Below are 25,676 nucleotides of genomic sequence, written 5' to 3'. Positions count from 1 at the left end.
GTTGGAGGTAAGGATGGCCCCGGGCCCGATGATCTTGGGTCCGGAAAGGCAGTGACTTACGTGAACGGCAAGCTCAACGGGCATATTCGCGAGCGACTTCTCGCGCCGAACTTCTGGCATCTCGCGACGGTCGGGGCCGACGGGGCGCCTCAGGTGTCGCCCATGTGGGCGGACATCGAAGACGAGTTCGTCATGGTCAACACCTCGATCGGGCGGGTGAAGGAGGAGAATCTGCGGCGCAATCCGTACGTTTCGCTGTCCCACCACGACCCCGAGAACCCGTACGACCGGGCCGAGATCCGGGGGAAGGTCGTCCGGTTCGTGGAGGGCGAGGAGGCGGAGCGGGGCATGGACCGGCTGACGCGCAAGTACCTCGGGCAGGACCGGTATCCGTGGATGCTGCCCGGCGAGCGCCGGGTGATGCTGCTGATCGAGCCGACGCGGGTGCGGACGCTCGAAGGCGTGGAGCCGTTCAGGGCGGGGGTTCTGCCGGACGGGGCGACGGGCTGAGGAGCCCTTCGCGAGATTCCCGAAGCGTTGTGCGAAAGGCCGTGGTCGGGCAGTCCCGACCACGGCCTTCCGTGCTTCAACGCCAGTCCGGTGCGCCCGAGACCGGTGGCAGCCGGGACTCGATCCTCGCTCGGATGTCGCTCATCACGGAGACGATGCGGGTCTCGTGCTCCGGGGTCAGCCGGGCCACCGGGACCGAGCAGCTGATCGCGTCGACGGCCGGAGTTCCGTAGCGCAGGGCGAAGCCGAAGCCGGCGATGCCCGGCACCGTCTCCTCGCGGTCGACGGAGTAGCCGCGCTCGCGCACCCGGGCCAGGTCGGCGAGCAGGGCGGCGCGGTCGGTGTGCGTGTTCTCCGTGAGGCCGGTCAACGGCTCCTCGTCGAGGGGCAGTTCGCCGTCGGCGCGCTCCGCGAGCAGTGCCTTGCCGAGGGCGCCGGCGTGGGCCGGGACGCGGCGGCCGACCCGGCTGATGGTGCGCAGGTACTCGTGGGACTCGCGGGTGGCGAGGTAGACGACGTCCCGGCCGTCGAGCCGGGCCAGGTGGATCGTCTCGCCGAGCGCGTCCGACGCCTCGTCCAGGTACGGCCGGACCACCCGGATGCGGCGGTCCCCGTCGAGATAGCCGGTGCCGGTGAGCAGCGCGCGGATCCCGATGCCGTAGAGGGAGCCGGTGGCGTCGGTGCGGACCCAGCCGGAGTCGACGAGCGTCTGGAGCAGCTGGTACATGCTGCTGCGCGGCACGTCCAGGTCGTCGGCGAGCTGGTCGAGGCGCGAGGGTTCCTCGCCTCGCTCGGCGAGCAGTTCCAGCAGCGCGACGGTTCTGGCCGCCGACTTCACGCCGCGGACGCCTCTGCTCTCCTGCATGGGCCCCATCGTAGGTCCGCGTCGCCGCGTCGATCGTGCACATCAATCTGTGATCGCCCGGGCCATTGACCCACTCCGTTCACGCACTTAGCCTCCATCTGCATACGTGGACACCATCTGCATACAGGGATGAGAGCCCCACCAGTTCAGAGCTCCCACCAGTTCAAAGGGGAACTGCCTTGCCTCTGCTCGTCGTCGGGATCAGCGTTCTGGTCCTGCTCCTCCTCATGACCCGGCTGAGAATGAACGGCTTCGCGGCCCTGCTGCTCGTCGCGGTGGGGGTCGCGCTGGTCCGTGGCATTCCGGTGGCGACCATCCCGGACGTCCTCTCCGAGGGCATCGGGGACCAGATCGGCGACACCATGCTGACCATCGGGCTCGGTGCCATGGTCGGCCGGGTGATGGGGGACTCGGGCGCCGCGCAGCGCATAGCCGGCAAGCTCCTCGACGCCTTCGGCCCGCGGTGGGTCCAGGTGGCCATGGTGGTCACGTCCATGCTCATCGGCGTGACCATGTTCTACGAGGTCGCGTTCGTCATCATCGTGCCGATCGCGTTCACGCTGGTCAGGGTCACCGGCGCGAAGCTGCTGTGGGTCGGGCTGCCGATGTCCATCGCGCTGTCCACCATGCACAGCTTCCTGCCTCCGCACCCCGGCCCCACCGCCGTCGCCGCGACCTTCCACGCCTCCGTCGGACTGACGCTGTTCTACGGCCTGTTCATCGCCGTACCCGCGGGCGCGCTGATCGCCCTGGCCTGGCCCCGGCTGCCGTTCGTCGCCCGGATGACGCCGTCCATCCCCAAGGGCCTGGTCAGTGAGCGCGAGTTCACCGAGGAGGAGATGCCGGGGCTCGGCTGGTCGCTCTTCGTGGCGCTGTTCCCCGTGGTGCTGATCGTGGCCGCGGCCGTGACCGACATGGCGGCTCCGGGAGACAGCCCGTTCCTGCACGTCGTGGCCTTCATCGGCTCGGCGCCGATCGCCCTGCTGCTGACCCTGTGCCTGGCGATCTGGGTGTTCGGGCCGCGGATCGGGCGGAGCCTGAGCGATGTCGGCGCCTCCTGTGCCTCGGCGGCCCAGGCCATGGCGATGATCCTGCTGGTGATCGGCGCGGGCGGGGCCTTCAAGAACGTCCTCGTCGAGGGCGGCATCTCCGACTACATCAAGGACGTCACCGACGGCTGGTCCGTCTCGCCGATCGTCCTCGCCTGGCTCGTCGCCGTCATCCTGCGCATCGCGCTCGGCTCGGCCACGGTCGCCGTCGTCACGGCCTCGGGTGTCGCGCTGCCGCTGCTGGCGGGGAGTGGGGTGCACCCGGAGGTGATGGTGCTGGCCGTGGCGTGTGGCTCCATCGCGTTCTCGCATGTGAACGATCCCGGGTTCTGGCTGTTCAAGGAGTACTTCAACCTGTCCGTCGTCGAGGCGATCAAGGTGCGTACGTCCTATACGACGGTGCTCGCCGTGCTCGGGCTGGGGGGCGTCCTCGCGGTCGAGTGGGCGCTGGACGTTTTGGGGCTGTAGACCGATTCATCCACTAGTCAAGGGACTTGGACCAGCATGAGCATCAGCCAGCCGACCGTTACCGGGTTCGCCGTCTATCCCGTCGCCGGGCGGGACAGCATGGAGCTGAACCTCTCCGGTGCGCACGGGCCGTACTTCACCCGCAACGTCGTCGTTCTCACCGACTCCGAGGGGCGTACCGGGCTGGGGGAGGTGCCCGGCGGGGAGAAGATCACGCAGACGCTGCGGGACGCCGAGTCGCTCGTCGTCGGGGCCAAGGTGGGGGACTACCAGCGGGTGCTGCGCGAGATCGGTGAGCGGTTCGCCGACCGTGACGCCGGTGGGCGGGGCGCCCAGACGTTCGATCTGCGGACCACGGTTCATACGGTGACCGCGGTGGAGTCGGCGCTGCTCGATCTGCTGGGGCAGCATCTCGATGTGCCGGTCGCCGCGCTGCTGGGGGACGGGCAGCAGCGGCAGTCCGTGCGGGTGCTGGGCTATCTCTTCTACGTGGGTGATCCGGACCGGACCGATCTGGAGTACGTCCGGGAGCCGGACTCGGACGTGGAGTGGTACCGGGTGCGGCACGAGGAGGCCTTGTCTCCGGAGGCGATCGTGCGGCAGGCGGAGGCGGCGTACGACCTGTACGGGTTCCGGGACTTCAAGCTCAAGGGGGGTGTGCTGGCGGGGGCCGAGGAGGTCGTGGCGGTGCGGGCGCTGAAGGCGCGGTTTCCCGAGGCGCGGATCACGCTCGATCCGAACGGGGCGTGGTCGCTGCGGGAGGCGGTTGAGCTGTGCCGGCCGCTGGTGGGGACGCTGGCGTACGCCGAGGATCCCTGCGGGGCGGAGGGGGGTTACTCGGGGCGGGAGGTTCTCGCGGAGTTCCGGCGGGCGACCGGGTTGCCGACGGCTACGAACATGATCGCTACGGACTGGCGTCAGCTGGCGCATGCGTTGGCTCTGCAGTCGGTGTCCATTCCGCTGGCCGATCCGCACTTCTGGACGATGCGGGGGTCGGTGCGGGTCGCGCAGTTGTGCAACGCGATGGGGTTGACGTGGGGGTGCCACTCGAACAACCACTTCGACATCTCGCTGGCGATGGTGACGCACTGCGGGGCCGCGGCTCCGGGGGAGTACAACGCGCTGGACACGCACTGGATCTGGCAGGAGGGGCTGGAGCGGCTCACTGTTTCCCCGCCGCGCATCGTGGGTGGGGAGATCGCGGTTCCGGACGCTCCGGGGCTGGGTGTGCGGCTCGACATGGACCGGCTCCTCGCGGCGCACGAGCTGTACCGGGAGAAGGCGCTGGGGGCGCGGGACGATGCCGTGGGGATGCGGTACCTGGTTCCGGGGTGGGAGTTCGACGGGAAGCGGCCGTGTCTGGTGCGGTAGTCGCCTGCGGGGTGGGGGTGGGTCGGGGCCGCGTCGGGGGGTGTCCGTCCTCGGAACGTCGCGATGGGGTCTCACGCCGACTGGCTGTTCGTTGACGCGACAACCGCTGCGGGCGGACACCCCCCGACACGTCCCCTTCTCGCCGTGCGCGGGTGCGGCAGCGCGGGGGCGGGCGCCGGTCCCGCCCCTCCGCTGCGGGCATGCGTGCCGCTAAGGGCGGCACGGGTGGGCGCAGCGGCACCCCGCTCCGCCGGGCTGCGGACCCACTCGGCACCGGCATCGACGCGTTCAGCCCTTGACCGCCCCGCCCAGTGCGAAGCCCCCTCCCAGGCGGCGGGAGATCAGTACGTAGAGCAGGATCACCGGCGTCGAGTAGATGATCGAGAACGCGGCCAGTTGCCCGTAGGCCACCATGCCCCGGTTGCCGAAGAAGTCGTTGATGCTGACGGACGCCGGCATCTGGTCCGGGGTGAGCAGGAGCATGAAGGGGACGAAGAAGTTGCCCCACATCATGACGAAGGAGAAGACCGTCACGACGGCCACGCCCGGGCCCATGAGGGGCAGGACGATGCGGACCAGGGACTGGAACGCCGACGCCCCATCCGTCCACGCCGCCTCCTCCAGTTCCTTCGGTACGCCGTCCATGAAGTTCTTCATCAGCCACATGGCGAAGGGGAGTTGGGACGCGGCGAAGAAGAAGATCGTGCCCTGCATGGTGTCGATCAGGTCCACCTGGACGAAGAGGGCGTAGACCGGAACCATGATCGCCGTGATGGGCAGGCTGGTGGCGAAGAGGATCGTCAGCAGGAACGGGCGGTTGAAGCGGGAGCGGAAGCGGGAGAGCGGATAGGCCGCCAGGGCCGCGCAGACCACGGTCAGCAGGGTCGCGCCGCCGCACAGGATCAGGCTGTTGAGGAGGGGGGTGAAGGTGATCTCGGGGGTCAGGACCGCGTCGAAGTTGTCCAGGGTGAGGCCGTCGGGGGCCTTCACCCGGAGGCCCGCGTGGGGGTCGAGGGCGGACAGGACCACCCAGGCCAGGGGGAGCACGAAGGCCGCGGCGACCACCAGGAGTCCCGCGTCGGCCGCCAGGCGGCGGGTCGTGCGGCGGGAGGTGAGGGTGAGGGCCATGGCCGGTCAGACCTCCGTCCGCAGCAGGCGCAGGTAGACGAGGGAGAAGAGGGAGCCGACCAGGAGGAGCAGCAGGGCCACCGCCGTGCCGTAGCCGATGAGGCTGTTCTGGAAGGCCTGTTCGTACATGAAGAGGGGCAGCGTCTGGCTTCTGCCGCCGGGGCCGCCCCTGGTCATGACCCAGATCAGACCGAAGACCGAGAGGGTCTGGAGGGTGTTGAGCATCAGGTTCGTGGCGATGGACCGGCGGATCATGGGCAGGGTGATGTGCCACATGCGGCGCCGGCCTCCGGCCCCGTCGACCTCCGCGGCTTCGGTGATCTCCTGGGGGATCTCGTTCAGGGCCGCCGAGTAGACCAGCATCGAGAACGCCGTACCGCGCCAGACGTTCGCGAAGGACACCGCCAGGATCGGGAGCGTGAACAGCCAGTTCTGGGAGGGCAGGTGCAGCCAGTCCAGGATGGCGTTCAGGGTGCCCTCGCGGCGGAAGAAGGCGTAGAGGAGGAAGCCCGCGACGACCTCCGGCAGGACCCATGCCGTGACGACGATGCCGCCGGTGAGCGTGCGGACCGGTTTCGACGCGCGCTGCATCAGTGCCGCCAGGGCCAGGCCGAGCGTGTTCTGTCCGACGAGGGAGGAGAGGACCGTGAACACCAGCGTCAGCCATACGGCGTTCAGGAACGCCTCGTCCCCGAAGGCCCGGGTGAAGTTGTCGAAGCCGACGAACGACTCCTGGGCCTGGCCGGTGAGCTGGAGGTCGGTGAAGGCGATGTAGACGCAGTAGGCGATCGGGCCGGCGAGGAAGAGGAGCAGGAGGACGAGGGAGGGGGCCAGGGGGAGGATCCGCACCGGCAGGCGGGGGCCGCGTGCCGGGTGGGTGTCCCTGGGCGCCTTGGTGGGCTGGGGGTGCGGTGCGGTGGTGGTCATCGGGCCCCGCTCACCGTTCGGTCACCTTGTTGTCCGTCGCGTCCTTCAGCGCGTCCGTGTAGCTGCGTGCCGCCTCGTCCACCGACGCGTCGCCCGTGGTGACGCCTTCCATCGCCTCTTGGATCGCCACCGAGACCTTGGGGTAGGCCGGGTAGGCGGGGCGGTAGTGGGTGTTCGCCACGAGGTCCGTGAAGAACTTGGTGCCGGGCTGGGCCGTGGCGTACGCGGGGTCCTTCGCCACGTCCTCGCGGACCGCGATGCCGGAGTTGGCGACGTACCACTTTTGCGCGTTGGCCTTGGTCTGCATCGTCTTGATGAACTCGAACGCCAGGTCCGGGTTGCCCGCCTTGGCCGGGATCGACCAGGTCCAGCCGCCGGACATGCTCACCTTGCCGGGCGCCTGGCCGTTCTGGGTCGGCATGGCGGCCAGGCCCAGCTTCTGAGACCACTCGGGCCACTCGTGGCCGCTGCCCGACAGCCAGTCCTGCGGCAGCCAGGAACCGTCGAGGGCGATGCCGAGCTTGCCCTGCGGGAGCCACTCGCCGCGGACCCGGGTCATGACGTTCGGGTCGAGGGCGTCGGAGACGTCCGGGCCGAGCTTCTCCTTGTAGACCGTCTCGACGAAGGAGAGGGCGTCCTCGAAGCCCTTGCCGCCGGCGATCCACTTCTTGCTCGACTTGTCGTAGAGGGGGTCCGTGGTGCCGTCGTTCGTGCCGTAGAGCAGCATTTCGAACGTCTGCATGGTGGCGGCCTCGCCGACCGGCTTGCCCGTGTAGATGTTGAGGGGGATGGTGCCGGGGGATTCCCGCTTGATGGCGCGGGCGGCGGTGAGGACGTCGTTCCAGGTCTTCGGCTGCCAGTCGGCGGGCAGGCCGGCCTTCTTGAAGATGTCCTTGTCGAACCAGAGGCCGCGGGTGTCGGTGCCGTCGGGGACGCCGTAGGTCTTGCCGTCCTCGCCCTTGGCCGCCGCCTTCGCCGTGTCGATGAACCTGTCCCAGTCCGGCCACTTGGCGAGATAGGGGTCGAGGGGCTTGAGATAGCCGCTGGTGATGTCCGAGTTGATGAGGAAGGTGTCCTCGTAGACCAGGTCGGGGGCGGTCTTGGGGGAGCGGAGCATCTGCTGGAGCTTGGTGTAGTACTCCGAGTCCGGGGCCTTGATCGGGACGAGCTCGACCTTCTTGCCGGGGTGGGCCTTCTCGAACTGCTTCTTGATGTCCGCGAGATACGTGTCCATCACCTTGATGGAGTTGTCCGTGGACTGTTTGAAGGAGATCTTCACGGTGTCCGGGTCGCTGCCGGATCCCCCGCCGCAGGCGGTGAGGGTGGACGCGGCGAGGGCCAGGGCGACGAGGGGGGTGAGAGCGGCGGTGGGGCGCACGGGCACGACCTCCTGCGGGCGCACTTCTTTGTGGCCTGGACGGCTGCGTCGTGAACCTAAGTTGAGTGGTCTAGTCAGGTCAATGCGTGTGCGGGGGTTTGATCCCGGCGGGTGAGAGCTGACGGGTCGTCACTGGCCGGTGACCCAGCGGTACTGCAGCTCCGGGCGCCCCACCGTGCCGTACTGCGGGCGGCGGGCCGCGCGCCCCGCGTCCACCAGATGCTCCAGATAACGGCGGGCCGTGATGCGGGAGATGCCCACGGTCTCCGCCACCCCGGCGGCCGTGAGGCCCTCCGCGCTGTCCCGCAGGGTCACCGTCACCCGCTCCAGCGTGGGCGCGCTCAGGCCTTTGGGCAGCGCGGCCGGGCCTGGGGCGCGCAGGGCCGCCAGGGCCCGGTCCACCTCGTCCTGGCCGCTCGCCTCGCCGACCGACGCGTGGAACTCGGCGTACCGCACGAGGCGGTCCCGCAGGGTCGCGAAGGTGAACGGCTTCAGCACGTACTGCACGACTCCGAGCGAGACGCCCTCGCGTACGACGGCCAGGTCGCGGGCGGACGTCACCGCGATGACGTCGGCGTGGTGGCCGGCCGCCCGCAGGGAGCGTGCCAGGTGCAGGCCGTGCACGTCCGGCAGGTGCAGGTCGAGCAGGAGGAGGTCCACCGGGGTGCGCTCCAGGGCCCGGCGGGCCTCCGCGCCCGTGTGCGCCTTGCCCACGGCCACGAACCCGGGGACCCGCCCGACGTACATGACATGGGCGTCGGCGGCCACCGGGTCGTCCTCCACCACCAGGACCCGGATGTCTTTCGCGTGTGTCGTGCCGCTCGTCATGCGGTGCCTCCAGAGCCCTCGGACACCGGGCCTCCGGATGTCACGCCTGCGGCGACCGCGCCGGACTCGCGCAGCGGCAGCCGTACCTCGAACTGAGCCCCGCCGCCGTCGGCCTCCGCCACCGACAGTGTCCCCTCGTGCCGCTGCGCCGCCTGCCGTACCAGGGCCAGTCCGAGACCTCGTCCGCCCGGGCCCGCCGGCTTCGTCGAGAAGCCCCGCTGGAAGACCGCCTCGGCGTGCTCCGGATCGACGCCCGGGCCCGTGTCGGAGACCCGCAGCACCAGCTCGGGGCAGTCCTCGGTGCCCTGCGTGTACGCCGCCACCGTCACCCGCGCCCGCACACTGCCCTGCGCGGCGTCCACGGCGTTGTCGATCAGATTGCCGAGGATGGTCACCAGATCCCGCGCCGGGAGCGTCTCGGGCAGCAGACCGTCGTCCAGGCTGCTGTCCTCCGACACCATCAGCTCCACGCCCCGCTCGTTCGCCTGGGCCGTCTTGCCCAGCAGCAGCGCCGCCAGCACCGGCTCGCCCACCGCCGCCACGACCTGGTCGGTCAGTGCCTGCGCCAGCTCCAGCTCGGCCGTCGCGAAGTCCACCGCCTCCTCCGCCCGGTCCAGCTCGATCAGCGAGACGACCGTGTGCAGCCGGTTCGCCGCCTCGTGCGCCTGCGAGCGCAGCGCCTGCGTGAAGCCCCGCTCGGAGTCCAACTCGCCCATCAGTGACTGGAGTTCGGTGACATCGCGCAGGGTGACGACCGTACCGCGCCGCTCGCCGCCCGATACCGGGGAGGTGTTGATGACCAGGACCCGCGACGCCGTCAGATGCACCTCGTCCACCCGCGGCTCCGACGCCAGCAGCGCGCCCGTCAGCGGGGCGGGGAGCCCGAGCTCGGCCACCGACCTGCCCACCACGTCCCCTTCCACGCCGAGCAGCTCCCGCCCCCCGTCGTTGATCAACGCCACACGGTACTGCCCGTCCAGCATCAGCAGCCCCTCCCGTACGGCGTGCAGGGCGGCCTGGTGGTAGTCGTGCATCCGGCTGAGCTCGGCCGCGTTCATCCCGTGGGTGTGGCGGCGCAACCGGGCGTTGACCACGTAGGTGCCGACGGCGCCCAGGGCCAGCGCCCCGGCCGCTACGCCGATCAGGGCCGTGACCTGGCTCTGCACACGGTCGGTGATCGCCTGGACCCGGATGCCCGCGCTGACCAGGCCGACGATCTCCGTGCCGTCCTGGATCGGGGTGACCGCGCGCACCGAGGGGCCGAGCGTGCCGGTGTAGGTCTCGGTGAAGGTCTCGCCCCGCAGGGCCCGCTCCGTGTGGCCCTGGAAGGTCTGGCCGATCTGGCCCGGGTCGGGGTGCGTCCAGCGGATGCCCTGCGGGTTCATGATCGTGATGAAGTCGACCTCGGTGTCCTGCATGACCTTCAGCGCGTACGGCTGGAGCTCGGCGGTCGGGTCCGGCGTACGGGCCGCCTCCAGCACGGACGGGGAGTCGGCCACGGAGCGCGCCACCGCCCTGGCCTGGCGCGTTGCCGCCTCCTCGGCCTGGCTGCGGTCGCTGACATAGGTGAACAGCGCATATCCGGCCACGACGACCGCTATCAGTACGGCCTGCATGGCGAAGAGCTGGGCCGCCAGGCTGCGGGGTCGGGGGACGGAGATGCGCATGTCGTCAGTCTGCCCCTTGGCTGATTGTGAACTAAATGAACGGAAGGGTGACCGCGCTCACAGAGCAGGACATAGTCACGGCATTCCCTATAACGCATCTCCGGGAGCCCCGCTCCCACTTTTCCGGACGTGAGCCGCACGCCGGTGATGCCGACGACGTCGTCAAGGAGGGCCGCCGTGACCAGCGCAGCCGATACGGCACCTGCCGCACGCAAACCCAAGCGGGACCGCACCCACTATCTCTACATCGCGGTGATCATCGCGGTCGCTGCCGGTATCGCGGTGGGTCTGGCCGCACCGGACTTCGCTGTCGGGCTGAAGCCGATCGGCACCGGGTTCGTGGCGCTGATCAAGATGATGATCTCGCCGATCATCTTCTGCACGATCGTGCTGGGCATCGGCTCGGTACGGAAGGCCGCGAAGGTCGGGGCCGTGGGCGGTATCGCCCTCGGTTACTTCATGGTGATGTCGCTGGTCGCGCTGGGCATCGGCCTGGTCGTCGGCAACATCCTGGACCCGGGCACCGGCCTCGCCGTGACCGACGCGGTCAAGGACGCCGGTCACGCGCAGATCGATTCCGAGGCCAAGGACACCACCGAGTTCCTGCTCGGCATCATCCCGACCACGATCGTCTCCGCCTTCACCAACGAGTCGGTCCTGCAGACCCTGCTGATCGCCCTGCTCGCTGGCTTCGCCCTCCAGGGCATGGGCTCGGCCGGCCAGCCGATCCTGCGCGGTATCGAGCACATCCAGCGGCTCGTCTTCCGCATCCTCGCCATGGTCATGTGGGCCGCCCCGATCGGTGCCTTCGGCGCCATCGCCGCCGTCACCGGCTCCGCCGGGCTGGAAGCGCTCAAGAGCCTCGCCGTGCTGATGCTCGGCTTCTACGTGACCTGCTTCCTCTTCGTCTTCATCGTGCTCGGCGCCCTGCTGCGCGTCATCTCCGGGCTGAACATCTTCACGCTGTTCAAGTACCTGGGCCGCGAGTTCCTGCTGATCCTGTCCACCTCCTCCTCCGAGTCCGCCCTGCCGCGGCTCATCGCGAAGATGGAGCACCTGGGCGTCAGCAAGCCGGTGGTCGGCATCACCGTCCCGACCGGCTACTCCTTCAACCTCGACGGCACCATGATCTACATGACCATGGCCTCGCTGTTCATCGCCGACGCCATGGGCACCCCGATGTCCCTCGGCGAGCAGATCCCGCTGCTGCTCTTCCTGCTCGTCGCCTCCAAGGGCGCCGCCGGTGTCACCGGCGCCGGCCTCGCGACCCTGGCCGGTGGTCTGCAGTCGCACAAGCCGGCCCTGGTGGACGGCATCGGCCTCATCGTCGGCATCGACCGCTTCATGAGCGAGGCCCGCGCCCTGACCAACTTCGCCGGCAACGCCGTCGCCACCGTGCTGATCGGTACCTGGACGAAGGAGATCGACAGGGAGCGGGTCAACGAGGTCCTCGCCGGCCAGCTGCCCTTCGACGAGAAGACACTGCTGGACGACGACGGCCACGGCGGCTCGTCCGACGAGCACGTCGAGCTGCCCGAGCAGGGCGGCGAGAAGGAGCTGGCGAAGACCTGACGGTCGCGTCGCACTCCGCGAGACTCCGGGCGGCTGGGCGTCCCCCCGTCGCTCAGCCGCCCGGTCTGTGAGACGCCGAGCGGACAGGTCCTCCTCCCCTAGGGACCTGCCCGCTCGGCGTCGCCGTTCTCCCCGAGGGCTATCGCCCCGGCGGGGCAGAGCCCGGCCGCCATCCGGGCGGCGGCCCGGTGCTCGGGGGCCGGGTCGGGGCGCAGGAGCACCACCAGGCCTTCCTCGTCGTCCTGGTCGAAGACCTGCGGAGCCGTCAGGGCGCACATGCCGGCGCCGGCACAGCGGTCGCGGTCGACTCCGATCCGCGGTGGCTCGTGCGGGTCGCTCATGGGGCTACTCCTCGTCCCAGGTGACGGGCAGGCTGATCACGCCGTAGATGTTGGAGTGTTCGCGCAGCGGCACCTCATGGGGCGGCACGGCGAGGCGCAGGGTGGGGAAGCGGGCGAAGAGCGCCGGGAACGCGACGGTCATCTCGACCCGGGCGAGCTGCTGGCCCAGGCACTGGTGGGCGCCGTGCCCGAAGGCGAGGTGGCCGGTGGCCCTGCGGTGGATGTCGAGCCGGTCGGGGTCGGGGAAGCGGTGCGGGTCGCGGTTGGCCGCCTGCACGGAAACGGTCACCGTCTCGCCCGCCTTGACGATCCGTCCCTCCACCTCGACGTCCTCGAGCGCAGTCCGCAGGATCGGGTCGGCCACACTGAGGTAGCGCAGCAGTTCCTCCACGGTCTGCCCGGCGAGACCGGGGTCGGCGCGCAGCGCGTCGAGCTGGTCGGGGTTGCTCAGCAGGGCGAAGGTGCCGAGGGCGAGCATGTTCGCGGTGGTGTCGAGCCCGGCGGCGAGCAGCAGTCCGCCGATGCCGGCCAGCTCCTCGTCGGTGAGGTCGGAGGTGGTCAGATCGCTGAGCAGGTCGTCGGTGGGCTCGGCGCGCTTGGCGAGGACCAGTTCGTTCAGGTACTGGAGCAGCGCCGTGTAGGCACCGCCCCTGGCTTCCGCGTCCGCCGTCTGGTCGAAGATGACCGCCACCTGGCTCTGGAACCGGTCCCGGTCGGTGTACGGCACGCCGAGCAGTTCACAGATCATGAGCGCGGGCACGGGCTGCGCGAACGCCTCCACCAGATCGGCCGTGGGCCCGTGCTGCTCCATGGCGTCCAGGCACTCGGTGGTGAACTGCTCGACGCGCTCGGTGAGTCGACGCATGCGCCGGACGGTGAACTTCCCGGTGAGTAGACGCCGGTAGCGGGTGTGCTCGGGGGCGTCGAGGCCGGTCATGTCGCCGACCGGGGCCGGCGGCAGCTCCGTGGGCATCCCGGGGACCGGTACCGGCATGTGCAGGAGTTCGTAGCGTGAGCTGAAGCGAGGGTCGGCCAGTACCGCGCGGGCCGCGGCGTGGCCGGTGGCGAGCCGGCCCGTGTGTCCGTCGGCGTAGCGCAGGCGGCGCAGCGGCTGGTCGCTCAGCGCGGTGAGTTCGGCGGGCGGGTCGAAGGGGCAGCCGGTGTGCCTCTCGGTGGGCAGGGTGGGCGGCTCCTCGGCGGTGGTGCCGGCCGGGGTGGTGCCGGCGTCCGTCGGGTCGTACGGCATGCGGTCCTCCTGCGTTCGTCGGGCGGGGTGCGCATCGTGATGCGGGGGTGGAACCGGGGTGGGCGCGAGGTCAGGCGCGGCGGATGATGATGTCGCCTGCCGAGGTTCGGGCGTGTACCTCGACGGTCTCGTCGGAGTCCGCGGGGCCGGCCGAGGAGCCGAGCGAGTTGCGTACCGTGCCGTACTTGGCGTTCAGGTCGAGCCAGGCGGCGGTGCCCTCGTGGATGCCCACTTCGAGGTCGCCGACGGAGATGCGCAGGTCGATCCGGCCGCGGGTGGCGTCGCCGACGCGGATGCGGCCGTTGGAGGCCATCGCGTCGACCCCGGCGTGGGCGACGCCGATCTCGATCCGGCCGTTGGCGCACTTGGCGCTGACGTCGCCGTGCGCGATGCCGACGGAGATGTCGCCGTTGGCCGCGCTGGTCTTCAGGCCGCCGGTGACCTCGCCGACCTCCGTGGCGCCGTTGCTGTTCTTGACGGCGACCGTGCCGGCGACCGTGCCGACGTCGACCCGGCCGGCGCCGATGATCTCGACGTCTCCGGTCGAGCGGGTCAGGCGGATGTCGCCGTGGTCGGTCTTGAGGACGGCCGCGCCGGCCTCGTCGACCTGGAGTTCGCCGAGCGAGGTCTTGAGCGTGACGTCTCCGAAGCGGCCTTCACAGGAGAAGCCGCCCATGGCGGTGGTGCCCCGGACATCGGACCCCGCGGGCAGTTCGACGCTCACCTCGATGGCGCCCGGCTTGCCGAACAGGGTCCGCTTCTTGGGCGTCCTGACCGTGAGGCGGCCGCCCGAGCAGGTGACCTGGGTCTGCTGCGCGGCGCGTACGTCGTTGTCGTCGGAGCCGTTGCGCGGCAGCACTTCCACGACCGTGTCGGTGCGCTTGCCCGCGGTGAGGCGGGCGGTCCCGGCCTCCAACTCGAGGGTGACGGAGATCGGTTCGGGGGTGTCGAAGGCAGGCATGGTCGTCCCGTTCTGTAGGGATTGGGTGGATGATCCCGCCGGTGCGGCGGGTGATGCGTGACGTCGGCGGGGTCGGCGAGCCGCCGGTGAGAGTGAGGGCCCGGCCGGGGGGCTAGTGGACCCAGCCGGTGAGGCTCCGGCTGTCCGGGTCCTTGCCGCGGCCCGGGCTCGCGCGCTCCCCGCCGGCGAGGGCGAGGGACACGGCCCGCACCAGCCAGGCGTTGACCGACAGGCCCTCGGTCGCCGCGGCCTCCTCGGTGCGGGTCTTGAGCTGGGCGGGGAGACGGAAGTTGATCCGGGCCATGGTGCCGTCGTCGGCGTCCGCGGGCAGCGGTGGCGGAGCGGCGGGGGCCGTGACCGGCTCCCGCGCCTCCCGGAACGGTTCCGGGGCGTGCGGCGCCGTCACCACGAATTCCGGGTCGGATCCGCGCAGCCGCACATCGACCGAGCCCGGCGCCAGCTCCCGCGTGACCTCGCCCATGGCGGCGGACAGCGCGTCGAGGAGGGTCAGCCGGGCGGCGGACTCCAGAGGGGCGGTGAGCCGCTCGGCCAGGGCGCGGGCATCGTCGCCGCCGGCCGCCGCGGCCACGGCCAGCTCGTGCCGGAGGGTGTCGACGTAGGGCGTGAGGTCCATGACGTCATGATGGCACATGGGTGGCGCCATAGCGAGCCATCTTGGCTCCTTCTCGCTTGAATGGGCTTTGACCTGGCGTTTCTTTGTCCAGAGAAGGTGTCAACGTGCTGTGATGGGCCGGAAGGGGCTTGCGATGGAGTCAGAGTGATGCCATTGTGGCGTCACTTCAGCGCCAGAGTCTGGTGCCATCCCTCGCCCACCGACAGGAGTTCCCCGCCGTGGCTACCTTCCTTTACAAACTGGGCCGTCTCGCCTTCCGGCGCCGATGGCTGATGGTGCTGCTGTGGGTGGTGGTCCTCTGCGGTGCGGGCTTCGCCGCCTCCGCCGCCCCGGCGCCGCCCGCGGACACCTTCTCGATGCCCGGCACGGAGTCGCAGAAGGCCTTCGACCTGCTGGAGAAGAAGTTCCCGGACGCGAGCGCCGACGGCGCGAGCGCCCGGGTCGTGGTCCGTGCGCCCGAGAGCGGGAAGATCTCCGACCCCGCGCGCAAGGCCCAGGTCGCCGCGCTGGTCGCGGAGTTGAGGAAGTCCCCGCAGGTGGCCTCGGTGAGCGACCCCTTCGCGACGAAGGCGGTGAGCGAGGACGGCTCCACCGCCTACGCCATCGCCACCTACAAGGTCCCCGCCGCCGAGGTCGGCGACAAGGCGCACGACGCCCTCGACGACGCACTGGCCCGGGCCCGCGACGCCGGACTGACCGCGGAGGCCGGCGGCGACGCCGTGAAGATCGACGCCGCCATGAGCGGCACCGGCGAGAAGATCGGCATCCTGGTCTCCGCCCTGGTCCTGCTCCTCACCTTCGGCTCCGTGATCGCCGCCGGCATGCCCCTGCTCACGGCCCTCATCGGCGTCGGCGTCGGCATCTCCGCGATCACCGCGCTCGGCGCCACCCTCGGCCTGTCCGCCACCACCTCGACCCTGGCGATGATGCTCGGCCTCGCCGTCGGCATCGACTACGCCCTGTTCATCGTCTCCCGTTACCGCGCCGAACTCACCGAGGGCCGCGACCGCGCCGACGCCGCCGGGCGGGCGGTCGGCACCGCCGGCTCCGCGGTCGTCTTCGCCGGGCTCACCGTCATCGTGGCCCTCGCGGGCCTGGCCGTGGTGAACATCCCGATGCTCACCAAGATGGGCCTGGCCGCCGCCGGCACCGTCGCCATCGCCGTCCTGGTCGCCCTCACCTTCGTGCCGGCGCTGCTCGGCTTCGCGCCGGTCAAGGTCCTGCGCCGCCGGGAGCGCCACCGCTTCTCCGGCAAGCCCCTCAGCGCCCGCCGGCAGCGCAGGGCCGACAAGCTCGCCGCGAAGGACGCCCGTCGCAAGCCCAACCTCGGCTCCCGCTGGGCCGGTTACGTCCTGCGCCACCCCGTCGCCGTCCTGGTCGTGGCCGTCCTCGGCCTCGGCGCGGTCGCCCTGCCCGCCGCCAGCCTGGAGCTCGGACTGCCCGGCGAGGGCACCATGGCCCCCGACACCACCCAGCGCAAGGCCTACGACCTGCTCTCGGACTCCTTCGGTCCTGGCTTCAACGGGCCGCTGACGATCACCGTGGAGGGCCCGGACGCCAAGGCCGCGGCCGGCACCGTCGGCAGGCGCCTCGCCGGGCAGGACGGCGTCGCCACCGTCACCCCGGCCACGCCCAACGAGACCGGCGACACCGCGATCCTGAACGTCGTCCCGGCCACCGGCCCCACCGACGCCGCGACCGAGGACCTGGTGCGTCAGCTGCGCTCCCTCGCCGACGGCTTCCGGGCCGACACCGGCGCCGAGGTCCTGGTCACCGGCCAGACCGCGATGTTCATCGACTTCTCCGAGACCCTCGACGACGCGCTGCTTCCCTATCTCGCCCTGGTCGTGGGCCTGGCATTCCTGCTCCTGATGGTGGTCTTCCGCTCGGTCCTCGTGCCGCTCAAGGCCGCGCTCGGCTTCCTGCTCTCGGTGACCGCCGCGCTCGGCGCCGTCGTCGCGGTCTTCCAGTGGGGCTGGCTCGCCGACGTCTTCGGCGTCGACCAGCCGAGCCCGATCATGAGCACCATGCCGATCTTCATGATCGGTGTGGTCTTCGGACTCGCCATGGACTACGAGGTGTTCCTGGTGACCCGGATGCGGGAGGCCTACGTCCACGGGGCCCGGCCCGCCGAGGCCGTCGTCACCGGCTTCCGCTACGGCGGCCGGGTGGTGGCCGCTGCCGCCGCCATCATGATCAGCGTGTTCTCCGGCTTCATCGTGGAGGACAACGACTTCGTCAAGATGATCGGCTTCGGCCTCGCGGCCGCGGTGCTCTTCGACGCCTTCCTGGTCCGTATGACGATCGTCCCCGCCCTGTTCGCCCTGCTCGGCGAGTCGGCCTGGTGGCTGCCGCGGTGGCTCGACCGACTGCTTCCGAACCTCGACGTCGAAGGCGCGAAGCTCTCCGGCACGGCCCCGGCGGGGCAGGTGGCGCCGCCGCGCCGGGCACCCGAACTGGTCGACTAGCGGCACGAGTTGATCGTGGCGGCCTCGTCCAGGCGGGCCTGTTCCTCCGCGCTGAGGAGCAGGTCCGCCGCGGCCGCCGAGTCCCTGGCCGTCTCGGGCCGGCTCGACCCCGGGATCGGGATCACGGCCGGGGAGCGCGCCAGCAGCCAGGCCAGGCCGACCCGCTGGGGGCTGACACCGCGCTCCGCGGCGACGGCGTGGAAGGCCGCGAAGCGGTCCGCTCCCTCCGTCCGCGACGGCCCGTCCAGGGAGCTGCGGGCCAGCCCGCCCAGCGGACTCCACGGCAGGAACGCCAGCCCCAGTTCCGCGCACAGCCGCAGCTCCGGCTCGCTGCCCCGGACGGCGGGGGAGTACCGGTTCTGCACCGACACCAGCCGGTCGCCGAGGATCCCGTGTGCCACACGGATGTGGTCCGCGTCCGCGTTGGACACCCCGGCCAGCCGGATCGTGCCCGCGTCGAGCAGCTCCCGCAGGGCACCGACCGACTCCTCGAACGGCACCGCGGGGTCCGGCTTGTGGAGCTGGTAGAGGCCGATCGCCTCCACCCCGAGGCGCTTGCGGGAGGCCTCGGCGGCGGCCTTGAGGTGGCGCGGGTGGCCGTTCACCGTCCAGTCGCCGCCGGCCGGGCGGCCGCGGCCGCCCTTCGTCGCCACCAGCACGCCGGAGGTGTCACCGCCGTACGTGGCCAGCGCCCGGGCCAGCAGACGTTCGTTGTGGCCGGGCTCCGCGCCCGGCAGCTGGTAGGAGTCGGCCGTGTCCAGGAGGGTCACGCCCGCGTCGAGCGCGGCGTGCACGGTGGCCAGGGCTCGCTTCTCGTCCGGCCGGCCTTCGAGGGACAGCGGCATCGCGCCGAGCCCGATCGCGCTCACCGGCAGCCCGCCCAGTCTCCTGTACCGCATCTCAGCCGGCCTTTCCGAGCGTCTCGGCGACGGCACGCGGCAACCACTGCCGGGCGTCGGCGAAGGTGTGGCCGAGCCGGGTGGCACGGCTGTTGTCCATGCCGTAGGAGCGGCGGAAGGAGAACGGGGAGACCTCGCCGACGTCCACGGGCCGGAACACGGCCCGGCCGCCCGGGACGTGCGCGGCCACCGCGTCGCACAACTCCTCGGTGCTCAGCGTCCCGTGCGAGGCGGCGTTCACCGGCCCGGTGAACTCCTCGCCCGCCGCCCAGGCCAGGAAGTCCGCGATCTCCTCGACGTGGATGTACGTGGCGGGCCGGTTCACCACCGGCACGGTGATCGGCTCGCCGGTGCGGATCCGCTCCGCGTAGTGGGCCAGCCGTCCGGTGAAGTCGTCGCCCCCGCCCAGCACATGGGCCACCCGCACCGCCGTGTACGGCAGCGCCGGGCCGTCGGCCGCGAGGACCGCCTCCGCCTGCCGCTTGCCCTCCCCGTAGTGCGCCTCCAGGAACACCGGGTCGTCCCAGGGCAGTTCGAGATCGGCAGACACCGTGGCCGGGTCGACGGCCTCCTCGCGCACGAGGGCGGGGGAGTCCTCGTACTCGTACACCTCGACCGTCGAGGTCATCACATAGCGGCCGGTACGGCCGGTGAGGACACGGCGGGCGAGTGCCGCCTGGCGCGGGGTGTAGCAGACCTGGTCGACGACGACGTCGAAGGCGCGCGAGCCCAGCGCCGCGGTCAGCGACCGCTCGTCGTCCCGGTCGGCGACCAGCTGCTCCACCCCGGCCTGAGGCGGGGCGGACCCCCGGTTCAGCACACTGACCCGGTGCCCTTCGTCCCGCAGCCGTGCGATCAGACGCTTGCCGATGTAGCGGCTTCCACCGATGACCAGTACGTTCCTGACCTTTTCCATGGCCATAATTCTCCTGGCGTACATCCATGTACTGAAGGGGGAACCATGGGAGTTCAGGCCGCCACGCCGAAAGAACCACGGCATCTGCGCGCCACCGCCGACGAAACCTCGGTGGTCTTCGACGCGCTGGACCGGCAGATCCTCCACCTGCTCCAGACCGACGGCCGCATCAAGCTCAGCGAGCTGGGCCGCCGGGTCCGGCTCAGCCCGGCGGCGGTCACCGAGCGGGTGCGGCGACTGGAGGCCGCGGGCGTGATCAGCGGCTACGGCGCCCAGGTCGTCCCGGCCCGCCTCGGCTACGGCATCCAGGCGTTCATCCGGGTCAACCCGCACGGCGGCTACAACCTCAAGCACCCGAGGACCCTGGAGCTGATCGAGCGGCCCGAGGTCACCGAGGTGCACCACGTGGTCGGCGAGGACTGCTGGATCCTCAAGGTCGCCGTCCGGGACACCGTCCACCTGGAGGAGGTCCTGGAGGGCGTCTCCGCGCTGGGGCGCACGACGACGTCGATCGTGCTGACCTCCCCGGTGGAGCGGAAACCGCTGGTGCCTTGACGCGGGCGTCAAGGAATACGCGCACAACAGGAAATCCCCCGAGCAATTGCGCTCGGGGGATTTCCTGGCGTATATTTGTTTGTTCGTGACTTCAACCTGAAGGAAGTCACGTGAAGTTCAGTGAGCACAGTATATCCGGGCGGGAGTGGAATTGTCAAACACCGAATTTCCGGACGATGAATTGCGGCAGGAGCAGGAATTCATCGACGGGTTGTACGCACGCGTGGACGCCCTGCGCGGCGACACCGAGTCCTCCGTCACGGACGCGCTCGCCCAGGGCAACACGCCCATGCAGGCCAGACTCGAGCGGGACATCCTCGTCGCCGAGCGCTCGGGGCTGCTCGCCGCGCTGAACGCGGTGGACGGCTCCCTGTGCTTCGGCCGGATCGACCTCACCTCGGGCGTCACGCACCACATCGGCCGGATCGGGCTGCGCACCGACGACGCCGAGCGCACCCCCGTCCTGATCGACTGGCGTGCCGACGTCGCCCGCCCCTTCTACCTGGCCACCGGCCACACCCCGATGGGCCTGCGGCGCCGGCGGCACATCGCCACCGACGGCCGGCGGGTCTCCCACCTGCACGATGAGATCCTCGACCTCGGCGACGAGACCCGCACCGGCCACGAGGACCCGACGGGCGACGCCGTGCTGCTCGCCGCGCTCGACTCGGCCCGCACCGGCCGGATGAGCGACATCGTGCAGACCATCCAGGCCGACCAGGACCGCATCATCCGCGCCCCGCACCGCGGCGTCATGGTGGTGGAGGGCGGTCCGGGCACCGGCAAGACGGCCGTCGCACTGCACCGCGCCGCCTATCTGCTGTACGAGCACCGCGAGCTGCTCGCCAAGCGGGCGGTCCTCATCGTCGGACCCAACCCGGCGTTCCTCGGCTACATCGGCGAGGTGCTGCCCTCCCTCGGCGAGACGGGCGTTCTCCTCGCGACCGTCGGCGAGCTGTTCCCCGGCGTGAAGGCGACCGCGACCGACACGCCCGAGGCCGCCGCCGTGAAGGGCCGGGCCGGCATGGCCGACGTCCTCGCCGAGGTCGTCCGGGACCGGCAGGCGCTGCCCGACCCGGTGATCGCCATCGAGCACGACCGCGAGGTCCTGATGCTCGACGACGGTCTGGTGAACGTCGCCCGCGAGCGCACCCGCGCCGCCAAGCTGCCGCACAACGCGGCCCGCGAGCACTTCGAGGGCCACATCCTCAACGCGCTCACCGACCTGTACGCCGAGCGGATCGGCACCGACCCCTTCGACGGGTCCAGCCTGCTCGACCCCAGCGACATCACCCAGATCCGCGACGACATCGCCGACAACCCCGACGTCTGGTCCGCCATCGACCAGCTGTGGCCGGTGCTCACCCCGCAGCGGCTCGTCGCCGACTTCCTCGCCGCGCCCGAGGAGTTCCTGCCCGCCGAGGACGCCGAGGCCGTACGCCGCCCGGTGACCCGGCGCTGGACGGTCGCGGACGTGCCGCTGCTCGACGAGGCCGCCGAACTCCTCGGCGACGACGACCGGCTGGCCCGGGAGCGCGCCGCGCGCGAGCGGGAGGAGCAGATCGCCTACGCGCAGGGCGTGCTGGAGGTGTCGTACGCCTCCCGGACCTACGAGTTCGAGGACAAGGAGGACAGCGACCCCGACGGCAGCGAGGTGCTGTCCGCGCACGACGTCATCGACGCCGAGCGGTTCGCCGAGCGGCACGAGGAGGACGACCACCGCAGCGCCGCCGAGCGGGCGGCGGCCGACCGCACCTGGGCGTTCGGGCACATCATCGTCGACGAGGCGCAGGAGCTGTCGCCGATGGCCTGGCGGCTGCTGATGCGGCGCAGCCCGACCCGCTCGATGACCCTGGTCGGCGACCCCGCGCAGACGGCGGAGGCGGCCGGTGTCGGCTCCTGGGCGGGCATCCTCGCCCCGTACGTCGAGGACCGCTGGGAGCACACCCGCCTCGGCGTCAACTACCGCACCCCGGCTGAGATCATGGACGCCGCGGCGGCCGTGGTCCGCGCCGAGCACCCGGGGTTCGAGCCGCCGAGTTCGGTCCGCTCCACGGGTGTACGGCCGTGGGCACGGGCCACCGACGACCTCCCGGGCGCCGTCGCCAAGGCGGTCGGGGAACTCACCCCGGCCGAGGGGCGGCTCGCGGTGATCGCCCCGCGCGACCTCCACCGCGGCCTCGCCGCCCGGCTGGACGGCGTGACGGCGGGCGCCGAACCCGACCTCACGCAGACGGTCGTCCTCCTCGACCCGCGCCAGGCCAAGGGCCTGGAGTTCGACTCCGTCCTGGTGGTCGAGCCCGGCCGCTACGGCACCAGCGACCTGTACGTGGCCCTGACCCGGGCCACCCAGCGGCTCGGCGTGCTGCACACCGGGGAGCTGCCGAAGGCCCTGGCCGAACACTTCGGGTAGCCCGGCCGGCACGGGCTCTCCGACGCCCTGCGGGACTCGATGCCGCCGCTCACAGCAGCGGCCTCGGCTCCCGCAGGGCGTGCCCCCCAGGCCCTCAGGAGTCCGCCGCGCTCTTGCGCGCGCGGAACTCGGTCGCGTAGCCCGCGCTGATGGCGAGCCCGGCGGCGGACAGGGCGAAGGACATGCTCGCCCAGTTCATCCACAGGTAGGAGGGGTCCGCGGTGTAGACGGTGCCGTCCTGGCGGACGCAGTCGAAGCGCAGGGGCAGGTACGAGGCCCGGTGGTGGGAGAGGCCCTGGACCGTGTCCCGGTCGAAGCCGTCGAGGCAGGCCCGGGCCGGGACCGAGGAGGCCCCTTCGCCGAACTCCCACTCCGATTCCAGCACGGCGAAGAGCCCCAGGGAGTAGACGGACACGGCCGCCCAGGCGAACATCGTCGCCGCGCGGCGCAGCAGCAGCGGCAGCCAGGGCTCGGGACGGCCGGGAAACGCCATCGCGACGACTCCCGCGGCCGCGACCAGTGCGCCGAGGGCACAGACGACGGAGATGCCCAGACCGATCAGCATGCCGCCACCCCACCAGGGCCCGGCCGCACGGGCTGTGGCGGAAGCCACACCTCCCGTCACAGCGGTGTCACAACGGGCGGCGGCCGCCTACGCCGGGCGCAGCCACACCGTCGACAGCGGCGGCAGGGTCAGGCGGATGCTGGCCGGGCGGCCGTGCCAGGGCTGGGCCTCGGGCTTGACCGGGTCGGGGTTGGTGATGTCGCCGCCGCCGTAGCGGGCGGCGTCGGTGTTGACGGCCTCGTGCCAGGCGGGGACGTCCTCGGGCACGCCAAGGCGGTAGTCCGGGCGGACGACCGGCGCGAAGTTCGACACCGCCAGGATCGGGGTGCCCTCCGGATCCAGCCGCAGGAACGCGAGCACGTTGTCGTCGGCGGCGTCCCCGACGATCCACTCGAAACCGGCCGGGTCGGTGTCGAGGCGCCACAGCGCCGGGGTGGCCCGGTAGACGGTGTTGAGGTCGCGGACCAGGTCGCGCACGCCCCGGTGGTCGGGCTCGGCCCCGTAGCCCGGGTCCAGCAGCCACCAGTCCGGGCCGTGCGCCTCCGACCACTCGGCGCCCTGCGCGAACTCCTGCCCCATGAAAAGCAGTTGCTTGCCGGGGTGGGCCCACATGAAGCCGAGGTAGGCCCGGTGCCCGGCCCGCTGCTGCCACCAGTCGCCGGGCATCTTCGACACCAGGGAGCGCTTGCCGTGCACCACCTCGTCGTGCGAGATGGGCAGGACGTAGTTCTCGCTGTACGCGTACACCATCGAGAACGTCATCTCGTGGTGGTGGTACTTGCGGTGCACCGGCTCATGGCTCATGTACTGGAGCGAGTCGTGCATCCAGCCCATGTTCCACTTCAGCCCGAACCCGAGCCCGCCGAAGCCGCTCGGGCCCTCGTGGTGGGTGGCCCGGGTGACTCCGTCCCAGGCGGTCGACTCCTCGGCGATCGTGACCACGCCGGGCACCCTGCGGTACACCGTCGCGTTCATCTCCTGCAGGAACGCCACCGCGTCCAGGTTCTCCCGGCCGCCGTGCTCGTTGGGCGTCCACTGCCCCGCCTCGCGCGAGTAGTCGAGGTAGAGCATCGAGGCGACGGCGTCCACGCGCAGGCCGTCGATGTGGAACTCCTCGCACCAGTACAGGGCGTTCGAGACCAGGAAGTTGCGCACCTCCCGCCGCCCGAAGTCGAACTCCAGCGTGCCCCAGTCGGGATGCGCGGCCCGCAGCGGATCCTCGTGCTCGTACAGGGGCCGCCCGTCGAACTCGGCCAGCGCCCAGTCGTCGCGCGGGAAGTGCGCCGGCACCCAGTCCATCAGGACGCCGATACCGGCCCGGTGCAGCGAGTCGACGAGGTGCCGGAAGTCGTCCGGCGTGCCGAGCCGGGCCGTCGGCGCGTAGAAGCCGGTGACCTGGTAGCCCCACGAGCCGCCGAAGGGATGCTCCGCGACCGGCATCAGCTCGACATGCGTGAAGCCCAGGTTCTTCACGTACCCGGGGAGCTGATCGGCCAGCTGCCGGTACGTCAGTCCCGGGCGCCAGGAGGCCAGATGCACCTCGTACACCGAGAACGGCGCCTCGTGCGCCGGAGCCTCGGCGCGCCGGGCGAGCCACTCGTCGTCGCCCCACTCGTACGCCGAGGACGTGATGACCGACGAGGTCGCGGGCGGCACCTCCGTGCGCCGGGCGAGCGGGTCGGCGCGCAGCGTCTTCGAGCCGTCGGGGCGGGTGATGTCGAACTTGTACAGCTCGCCCTCGCCGATGTCCGGCAGGAACAGCTCCCACACACCCGACGAGCCCAGCGACCGCATGGCGTGGCCGGTGCCGTCCCAGAAGTTGAAGGTGCCGGCGACGCGCACGCCCTGCGCGTTCGGCGCCCACACCGAGAAACGGGTGCCGGTCACGCCCTCGTGGATCGTCGGGTGCGCGCCCAGCGCCGTCCACAGTTCCTCGTGCCGGCCCTCGCCGATCAGATGCAGGTCGAGGTCGCCCAGCGTGGGCAGGAAGCGGTAGGCGTCCTCGGTGTCCAGGAGCGTGCCCTCGTACGCGACGAGCAGCCGGTACGCCGGCACCTCCCGCAGCGGCAGCAGCCCGGAGAAGAACCCCTCGCCGTCGTCGTGCAGCTCCGCCCGCAGTTCCCCGGCGACCACCGTCACCGACAGGGCGTACGGCCGGAACGCCCGGAACGCGACCCCGCCGGGCACGGGGTGCGCGCCGAGCACGGAGTGCGGATCGTGATGCGTCCCGCCGAGCAGCCGCTCCCGGTCCACCGCGTCGACGGCGGGCGAGACGGCGATCTCCATCTCCGGCGGGACGACCTGGGCGGGGGCGGTCTTCTCGGCAGCGGCTTTCCTGACGCCCGCTGTCTTGGCGGGGGCTGTCTTGGCAGGGGCTTTCTTCGCTGCGGCCTTCGTGGCAGGGGTCTTCTTGGCGGTTGTCTTCTTGGCGGTTGTCTTCTTGGCGGTTGTCTTCTTGGCCGCGGCCTTCGTGGCAGAGGCGCCGGCGGCCGTGGCCCTGGCGGACCCGGCCTTCACGGTCGTGGCCTTCTCGGCGACAGCCTTCTTGGCCGTCGTCTTCTCGGCGGCCGTCTTCTTCGCCGCGGTCTTCTTGGCGGCCGTCTTCGTCGCGGCCACCTTCTTGGCAGTGGCCTTCGCCGCGGTCGCCTTCGCGGGAGCCGCCTTCTTCGCGACGGCCTTCTTCGCGGCAGTCGTCTTCGCCGCAGTCGTCTTCTTCGCCGGTGACTGCGCCGAAGCCGCCTTCTTGGCGGCGGCCTTCTTCGCCGCCTGTTTCGGTACCGCCGTCTTCTTCGCGGAACTCTTCCGCTGGGCGGCCGTCGGCTGCTCGGGGATCTTCTCCCCGGCCGTCTTCTTCGGGTGCGAACCGCTGGACTCGGAGCGGGGGGTCACGGGCGCAGCCTCCTGGGCGCAGGTGG

Annotated in this window: 21 protein-coding genes; 7 read left to right on the top strand and 14 right to left on the bottom strand. The window is 71.1% G+C overall.

The window, feature by feature from the left end; all coding sequences use genetic code 11:
• Positions 1 to 51: 51 nt before the first annotated feature.
• Positions 52 to 510, top strand: coding sequence for a PPOX class F420-dependent oxidoreductase (locus ACZ6I3_RS36855; RefSeq protein ID WP_469420706.1), 459 nt, complete (start codon positions 52 to 54; stop codon positions 508 to 510).
• Between the two features lie 76 nt (positions 511 to 586).
• Here the strand turns inward: ACZ6I3_RS36855 and ACZ6I3_RS36850 are convergent, their stop codons facing one another.
• Positions 587 to 1,375, bottom strand: coding sequence for an IclR family transcriptional regulator (locus ACZ6I3_RS36850; RefSeq protein WP_469420705.1), 789 nt, complete (start codon positions 1,373 to 1,375; stop codon positions 587 to 589).
• Positions 1,376 to 1,554: 179 nt separating this feature from the next.
• Between ACZ6I3_RS36850 and ACZ6I3_RS36845 the strand changes: the two genes are divergently transcribed.
• Together ACZ6I3_RS36845 and ACZ6I3_RS36840 are read left to right on the top strand one after the other, a co-directional pair.
• Positions 1,555 to 2,892 (top strand): gluconate:H+ symporter, encoded by a 1,338-nt coding sequence (locus tag ACZ6I3_RS36845; RefSeq protein WP_469420704.1) that lies wholly within the window; start codon positions 1,555 to 1,557, stop codon positions 2,890 to 2,892.
• 42 nt (positions 2,893 to 2,934) lie between these two features.
• Entirely contained in the window at positions 2,935 to 4,263 is a 1,329-nt protein-coding gene (locus tag ACZ6I3_RS36840) for an enolase C-terminal domain-like protein (RefSeq protein WP_469420713.1), read from the top strand.
• 288 nt (positions 4,264 to 4,551) lie between these two features.
• Here the strand turns inward: ACZ6I3_RS36840 and ACZ6I3_RS36835 are convergent, their stop codons facing one another.
• The 5 genes from ACZ6I3_RS36835 to ACZ6I3_RS36815 all read right to left on the bottom strand — a co-directional run bounded on the left by ACZ6I3_RS36835 (position 4,552) and on the right by ACZ6I3_RS36815 (position 10,191).
• The gene (locus ACZ6I3_RS36835) at positions 4,552 to 5,391 is read right to left on the bottom strand and encodes a carbohydrate ABC transporter permease (protein ID WP_469420703.1); all 840 of its coding nucleotides are present in this window, start codon (positions 5,389 to 5,391) and stop codon (positions 4,552 to 4,554) included.
• Between the two features lie 6 nt (positions 5,392 to 5,397).
• Positions 5,398 to 6,318, bottom strand: coding sequence for a carbohydrate ABC transporter permease (locus ACZ6I3_RS36830; RefSeq protein WP_469420702.1), 921 nt, complete (start codon positions 6,316 to 6,318; stop codon positions 5,398 to 5,400).
• A gap of 10 nt (positions 6,319 to 6,328) precedes the next feature.
• Positions 6,329 to 7,702, bottom strand: a complete 1,374-nt coding sequence (locus ACZ6I3_RS36825; RefSeq protein WP_469420701.1) for an extracellular solute-binding protein — start codon at positions 7,700 to 7,702, stop codon at positions 6,329 to 6,331.
• A gap of 123 nt (positions 7,703 to 7,825) precedes the next feature.
• Positions 7,826 to 8,524: a response regulator gene (locus ACZ6I3_RS36820; protein WP_469420700.1), complete on the bottom strand. Its 699-nt coding sequence runs from the start codon at positions 8,522 to 8,524 to the stop codon at positions 7,826 to 7,828.
• The gene (locus tag ACZ6I3_RS36815) at positions 8,521 to 10,191 is read right to left on the bottom strand and encodes a sensor histidine kinase (protein ID WP_469420699.1); all 1,671 of its coding nucleotides are present in this window, start codon (positions 10,189 to 10,191) and stop codon (positions 8,521 to 8,523) included. The genes ACZ6I3_RS36820 and ACZ6I3_RS36815 overlap by 4 nt, the downstream gene beginning before the upstream one ends.
• A 177-nt stretch (positions 10,192 to 10,368) precedes the next feature.
• Between ACZ6I3_RS36815 and ACZ6I3_RS36810 the strand changes: the two genes are divergently transcribed.
• The gene (locus ACZ6I3_RS36810; RefSeq protein WP_469420698.1) at positions 10,369 to 11,763 is read left to right on the top strand and encodes a cation:dicarboxylate symporter family transporter; all 1,395 of its coding nucleotides are present in this window, start codon (positions 10,369 to 10,371) and stop codon (positions 11,761 to 11,763) included.
• 98 nt (positions 11,764 to 11,861) lie between these two features.
• Here the strand turns inward: ACZ6I3_RS36810 and ACZ6I3_RS36805 are convergent, their stop codons facing one another.
• The 4 genes from ACZ6I3_RS36805 to ACZ6I3_RS36790 form a co-directional block, all read right to left on the bottom strand.
• Positions 11,862 to 12,104: a ferredoxin gene (locus tag ACZ6I3_RS36805; protein WP_469420697.1), complete on the bottom strand. Its 243-nt coding sequence runs from the start codon at positions 12,102 to 12,104 to the stop codon at positions 11,862 to 11,864.
• 4 nt (positions 12,105 to 12,108) lie between these two features.
• Positions 12,109 to 13,350, bottom strand: a complete 1,242-nt coding sequence (locus ACZ6I3_RS36800) for a cytochrome P450 (protein ID WP_469420696.1) — start codon at positions 13,348 to 13,350, stop codon at positions 12,109 to 12,111.
• 70 nt (positions 13,351 to 13,420) lie between these two features.
• Positions 13,421 to 14,311 (bottom strand): DUF4097 family beta strand repeat-containing protein, encoded by an 891-nt coding sequence (locus tag ACZ6I3_RS36795; protein WP_469420695.1) that lies wholly within the window; start codon positions 14,309 to 14,311, stop codon positions 13,421 to 13,423.
• Between the two features lie 112 nt (positions 14,312 to 14,423).
• Positions 14,424 to 14,945 carry a hypothetical protein gene (locus ACZ6I3_RS36790; protein WP_469420694.1) on the bottom strand — a complete coding sequence of 174 codons (522 nt, stop codon included), beginning with the start codon at positions 14,943 to 14,945 and terminating at the stop codon, positions 14,424 to 14,426.
• A 218-nt stretch (positions 14,946 to 15,163) separates the two neighbouring features.
• Here ACZ6I3_RS36790 and ACZ6I3_RS36785 point away from each other — a divergent pair, with 218 nt between their 5' ends.
• Positions 15,164 to 17,413: an MMPL family transporter gene (locus ACZ6I3_RS36785; RefSeq protein WP_469420693.1), complete on the top strand. Its 2,250-nt coding sequence runs from the start codon at positions 15,164 to 15,166 to the stop codon at positions 17,411 to 17,413.
• Here the strand turns inward: ACZ6I3_RS36785 and ACZ6I3_RS36780 are convergent.
• Both ACZ6I3_RS36780 and ACZ6I3_RS36775 read right to left on the bottom strand, forming a co-directional pair.
• Positions 17,410 to 18,312 (bottom strand): aldo/keto reductase, encoded by a 903-nt coding sequence (locus ACZ6I3_RS36780; protein ID WP_469420692.1) that lies wholly within the window; start codon positions 18,310 to 18,312, stop codon positions 17,410 to 17,412. The genes ACZ6I3_RS36785 and ACZ6I3_RS36780 overlap by 4 nt on opposite strands.
• Before the next feature lies 1 nt (position 18,313).
• Complete coding sequence (locus ACZ6I3_RS36775) at positions 18,314 to 19,228, bottom strand: NAD-dependent epimerase/dehydratase family protein (RefSeq protein ID WP_469420691.1); 915 nt, start codon at positions 19,226 to 19,228, stop codon at positions 18,314 to 18,316.
• A gap of 45 nt (positions 19,229 to 19,273) precedes the next feature.
• Between ACZ6I3_RS36775 and ACZ6I3_RS36770 the strand changes: the two genes are divergently transcribed.
• Both ACZ6I3_RS36770 and ACZ6I3_RS36765 read left to right on the top strand, forming a co-directional pair.
• On the top strand, positions 19,274 to 19,783 hold the full coding sequence (locus ACZ6I3_RS36770; RefSeq protein WP_469420690.1) for an Lrp/AsnC family transcriptional regulator: 510 nt from the start codon (positions 19,274 to 19,276) through the stop codon (positions 19,781 to 19,783).
• A 151-nt stretch (positions 19,784 to 19,934) separates the two neighbouring features.
• The gene (locus tag ACZ6I3_RS36765) at positions 19,935 to 22,196 is read left to right on the top strand and encodes a HelD family protein (protein ID WP_469420689.1); all 2,262 of its coding nucleotides are present in this window, start codon (positions 19,935 to 19,937) and stop codon (positions 22,194 to 22,196) included.
• A 94-nt stretch (positions 22,197 to 22,290) separates the two neighbouring features.
• Here ACZ6I3_RS36765 and ACZ6I3_RS36760 read toward each other — a convergent pair whose 3' ends face one another.
• Positions 22,291 to 22,761 carry a hypothetical protein gene (locus tag ACZ6I3_RS36760; RefSeq protein WP_469420688.1) on the bottom strand — a complete coding sequence of 157 codons (471 nt, stop codon included), beginning with the start codon at positions 22,759 to 22,761 and terminating at the stop codon, positions 22,291 to 22,293.
• 87 nt (positions 22,762 to 22,848) lie between these two features.
• Positions 22,849 to 25,650, bottom strand: coding sequence for a 1,4-alpha-glucan branching enzyme (glgB, locus tag ACZ6I3_RS36755; protein WP_469420687.1), 2,802 nt, complete (start codon positions 25,648 to 25,650; stop codon positions 22,849 to 22,851).
• Between the last annotated feature and the right edge of the window lie 26 nt (positions 25,651 to 25,676).

Source organism: Streptomyces sp. NPDC041940 (genome assembly GCF_055589465.1).
Note: the sequence above shows the minus strand (reverse complement) of the source record. Positions and strands in the feature narration are given on the sequence as shown.

What these genes read in the sequence shown, in the direction of transcription:
- ACZ6I3_RS36760 (WP_469420688.1), bottom strand. Translation starts at nt 22,761, where the DNA reads ATGCTGATCGGTCTGGGCATCTCCGTCGTCTGTGCCCTCGGCGCACTG.
- ACZ6I3_RS36835 (WP_469420703.1), bottom strand. Translation starts at nt 5,391, where the DNA reads ATGGCCCTCACCCTCACCTCCCGCCGCACGACCCGCCGCCTGGCGGCC.
- ACZ6I3_RS36815 (WP_469420699.1), bottom strand. Translation starts at nt 10,191, where the DNA reads ATGCGCATCTCCGTCCCCCGACCCCGCAGCCTGGCGGCCCAGCTCTTC.
- ACZ6I3_RS36780 (WP_469420692.1), bottom strand. Translation starts at nt 18,312, where the DNA reads ATGCGGTACAGGAGACTGGGCGGGCTGCCGGTGAGCGCGATCGGGCTC.
- ACZ6I3_RS36820 (WP_469420700.1), bottom strand. Translation starts at nt 8,524, where the DNA reads ATGACGAGCGGCACGACACACGCGAAAGACATCCGGGTCCTGGTGGTG.
- ACZ6I3_RS36805 (WP_469420697.1), bottom strand. Translation starts at nt 12,104, where the DNA reads ATGAGCGACCCGCACGAGCCACCGCGGATCGGAGTCGACCGCGACCGC.
- ACZ6I3_RS36850 (WP_469420705.1), bottom strand. Translation starts at nt 1,375, where the DNA reads ATGCAGGAGAGCAGAGGCGTCCGCGGCGTGAAGTCGGCGGCCAGAACC.
- ACZ6I3_RS36800 (WP_469420696.1), bottom strand. Translation starts at nt 13,350, where the DNA reads ATGCCGTACGACCCGACGGACGCCGGCACCACCCCGGCCGGCACCACC.
- ACZ6I3_RS36790 (WP_469420694.1), bottom strand. Translation starts at nt 14,945, where the DNA reads ATGGACCTCACGCCCTACGTCGACACCCTCCGGCACGAGCTGGCCGTG.
- ACZ6I3_RS36770 (WP_469420690.1), top strand. Translation starts at nt 19,274, where the DNA reads ATGGGAGTTCAGGCCGCCACGCCGAAAGAACCACGGCATCTGCGCGCC.
- ACZ6I3_RS36775 (WP_469420691.1), bottom strand. Translation starts at nt 19,228, where the DNA reads ATGGAAAAGGTCAGGAACGTACTGGTCATCGGTGGAAGCCGCTACATC.
- ACZ6I3_RS36795 (WP_469420695.1), bottom strand. Translation starts at nt 14,311, where the DNA reads ATGCCTGCCTTCGACACCCCCGAACCGATCTCCGTCACCCTCGAGTTG.
- ACZ6I3_RS36830 (WP_469420702.1), bottom strand. Translation starts at nt 6,318, where the DNA reads ATGACCACCACCGCACCGCACCCCCAGCCCACCAAGGCGCCCAGGGAC.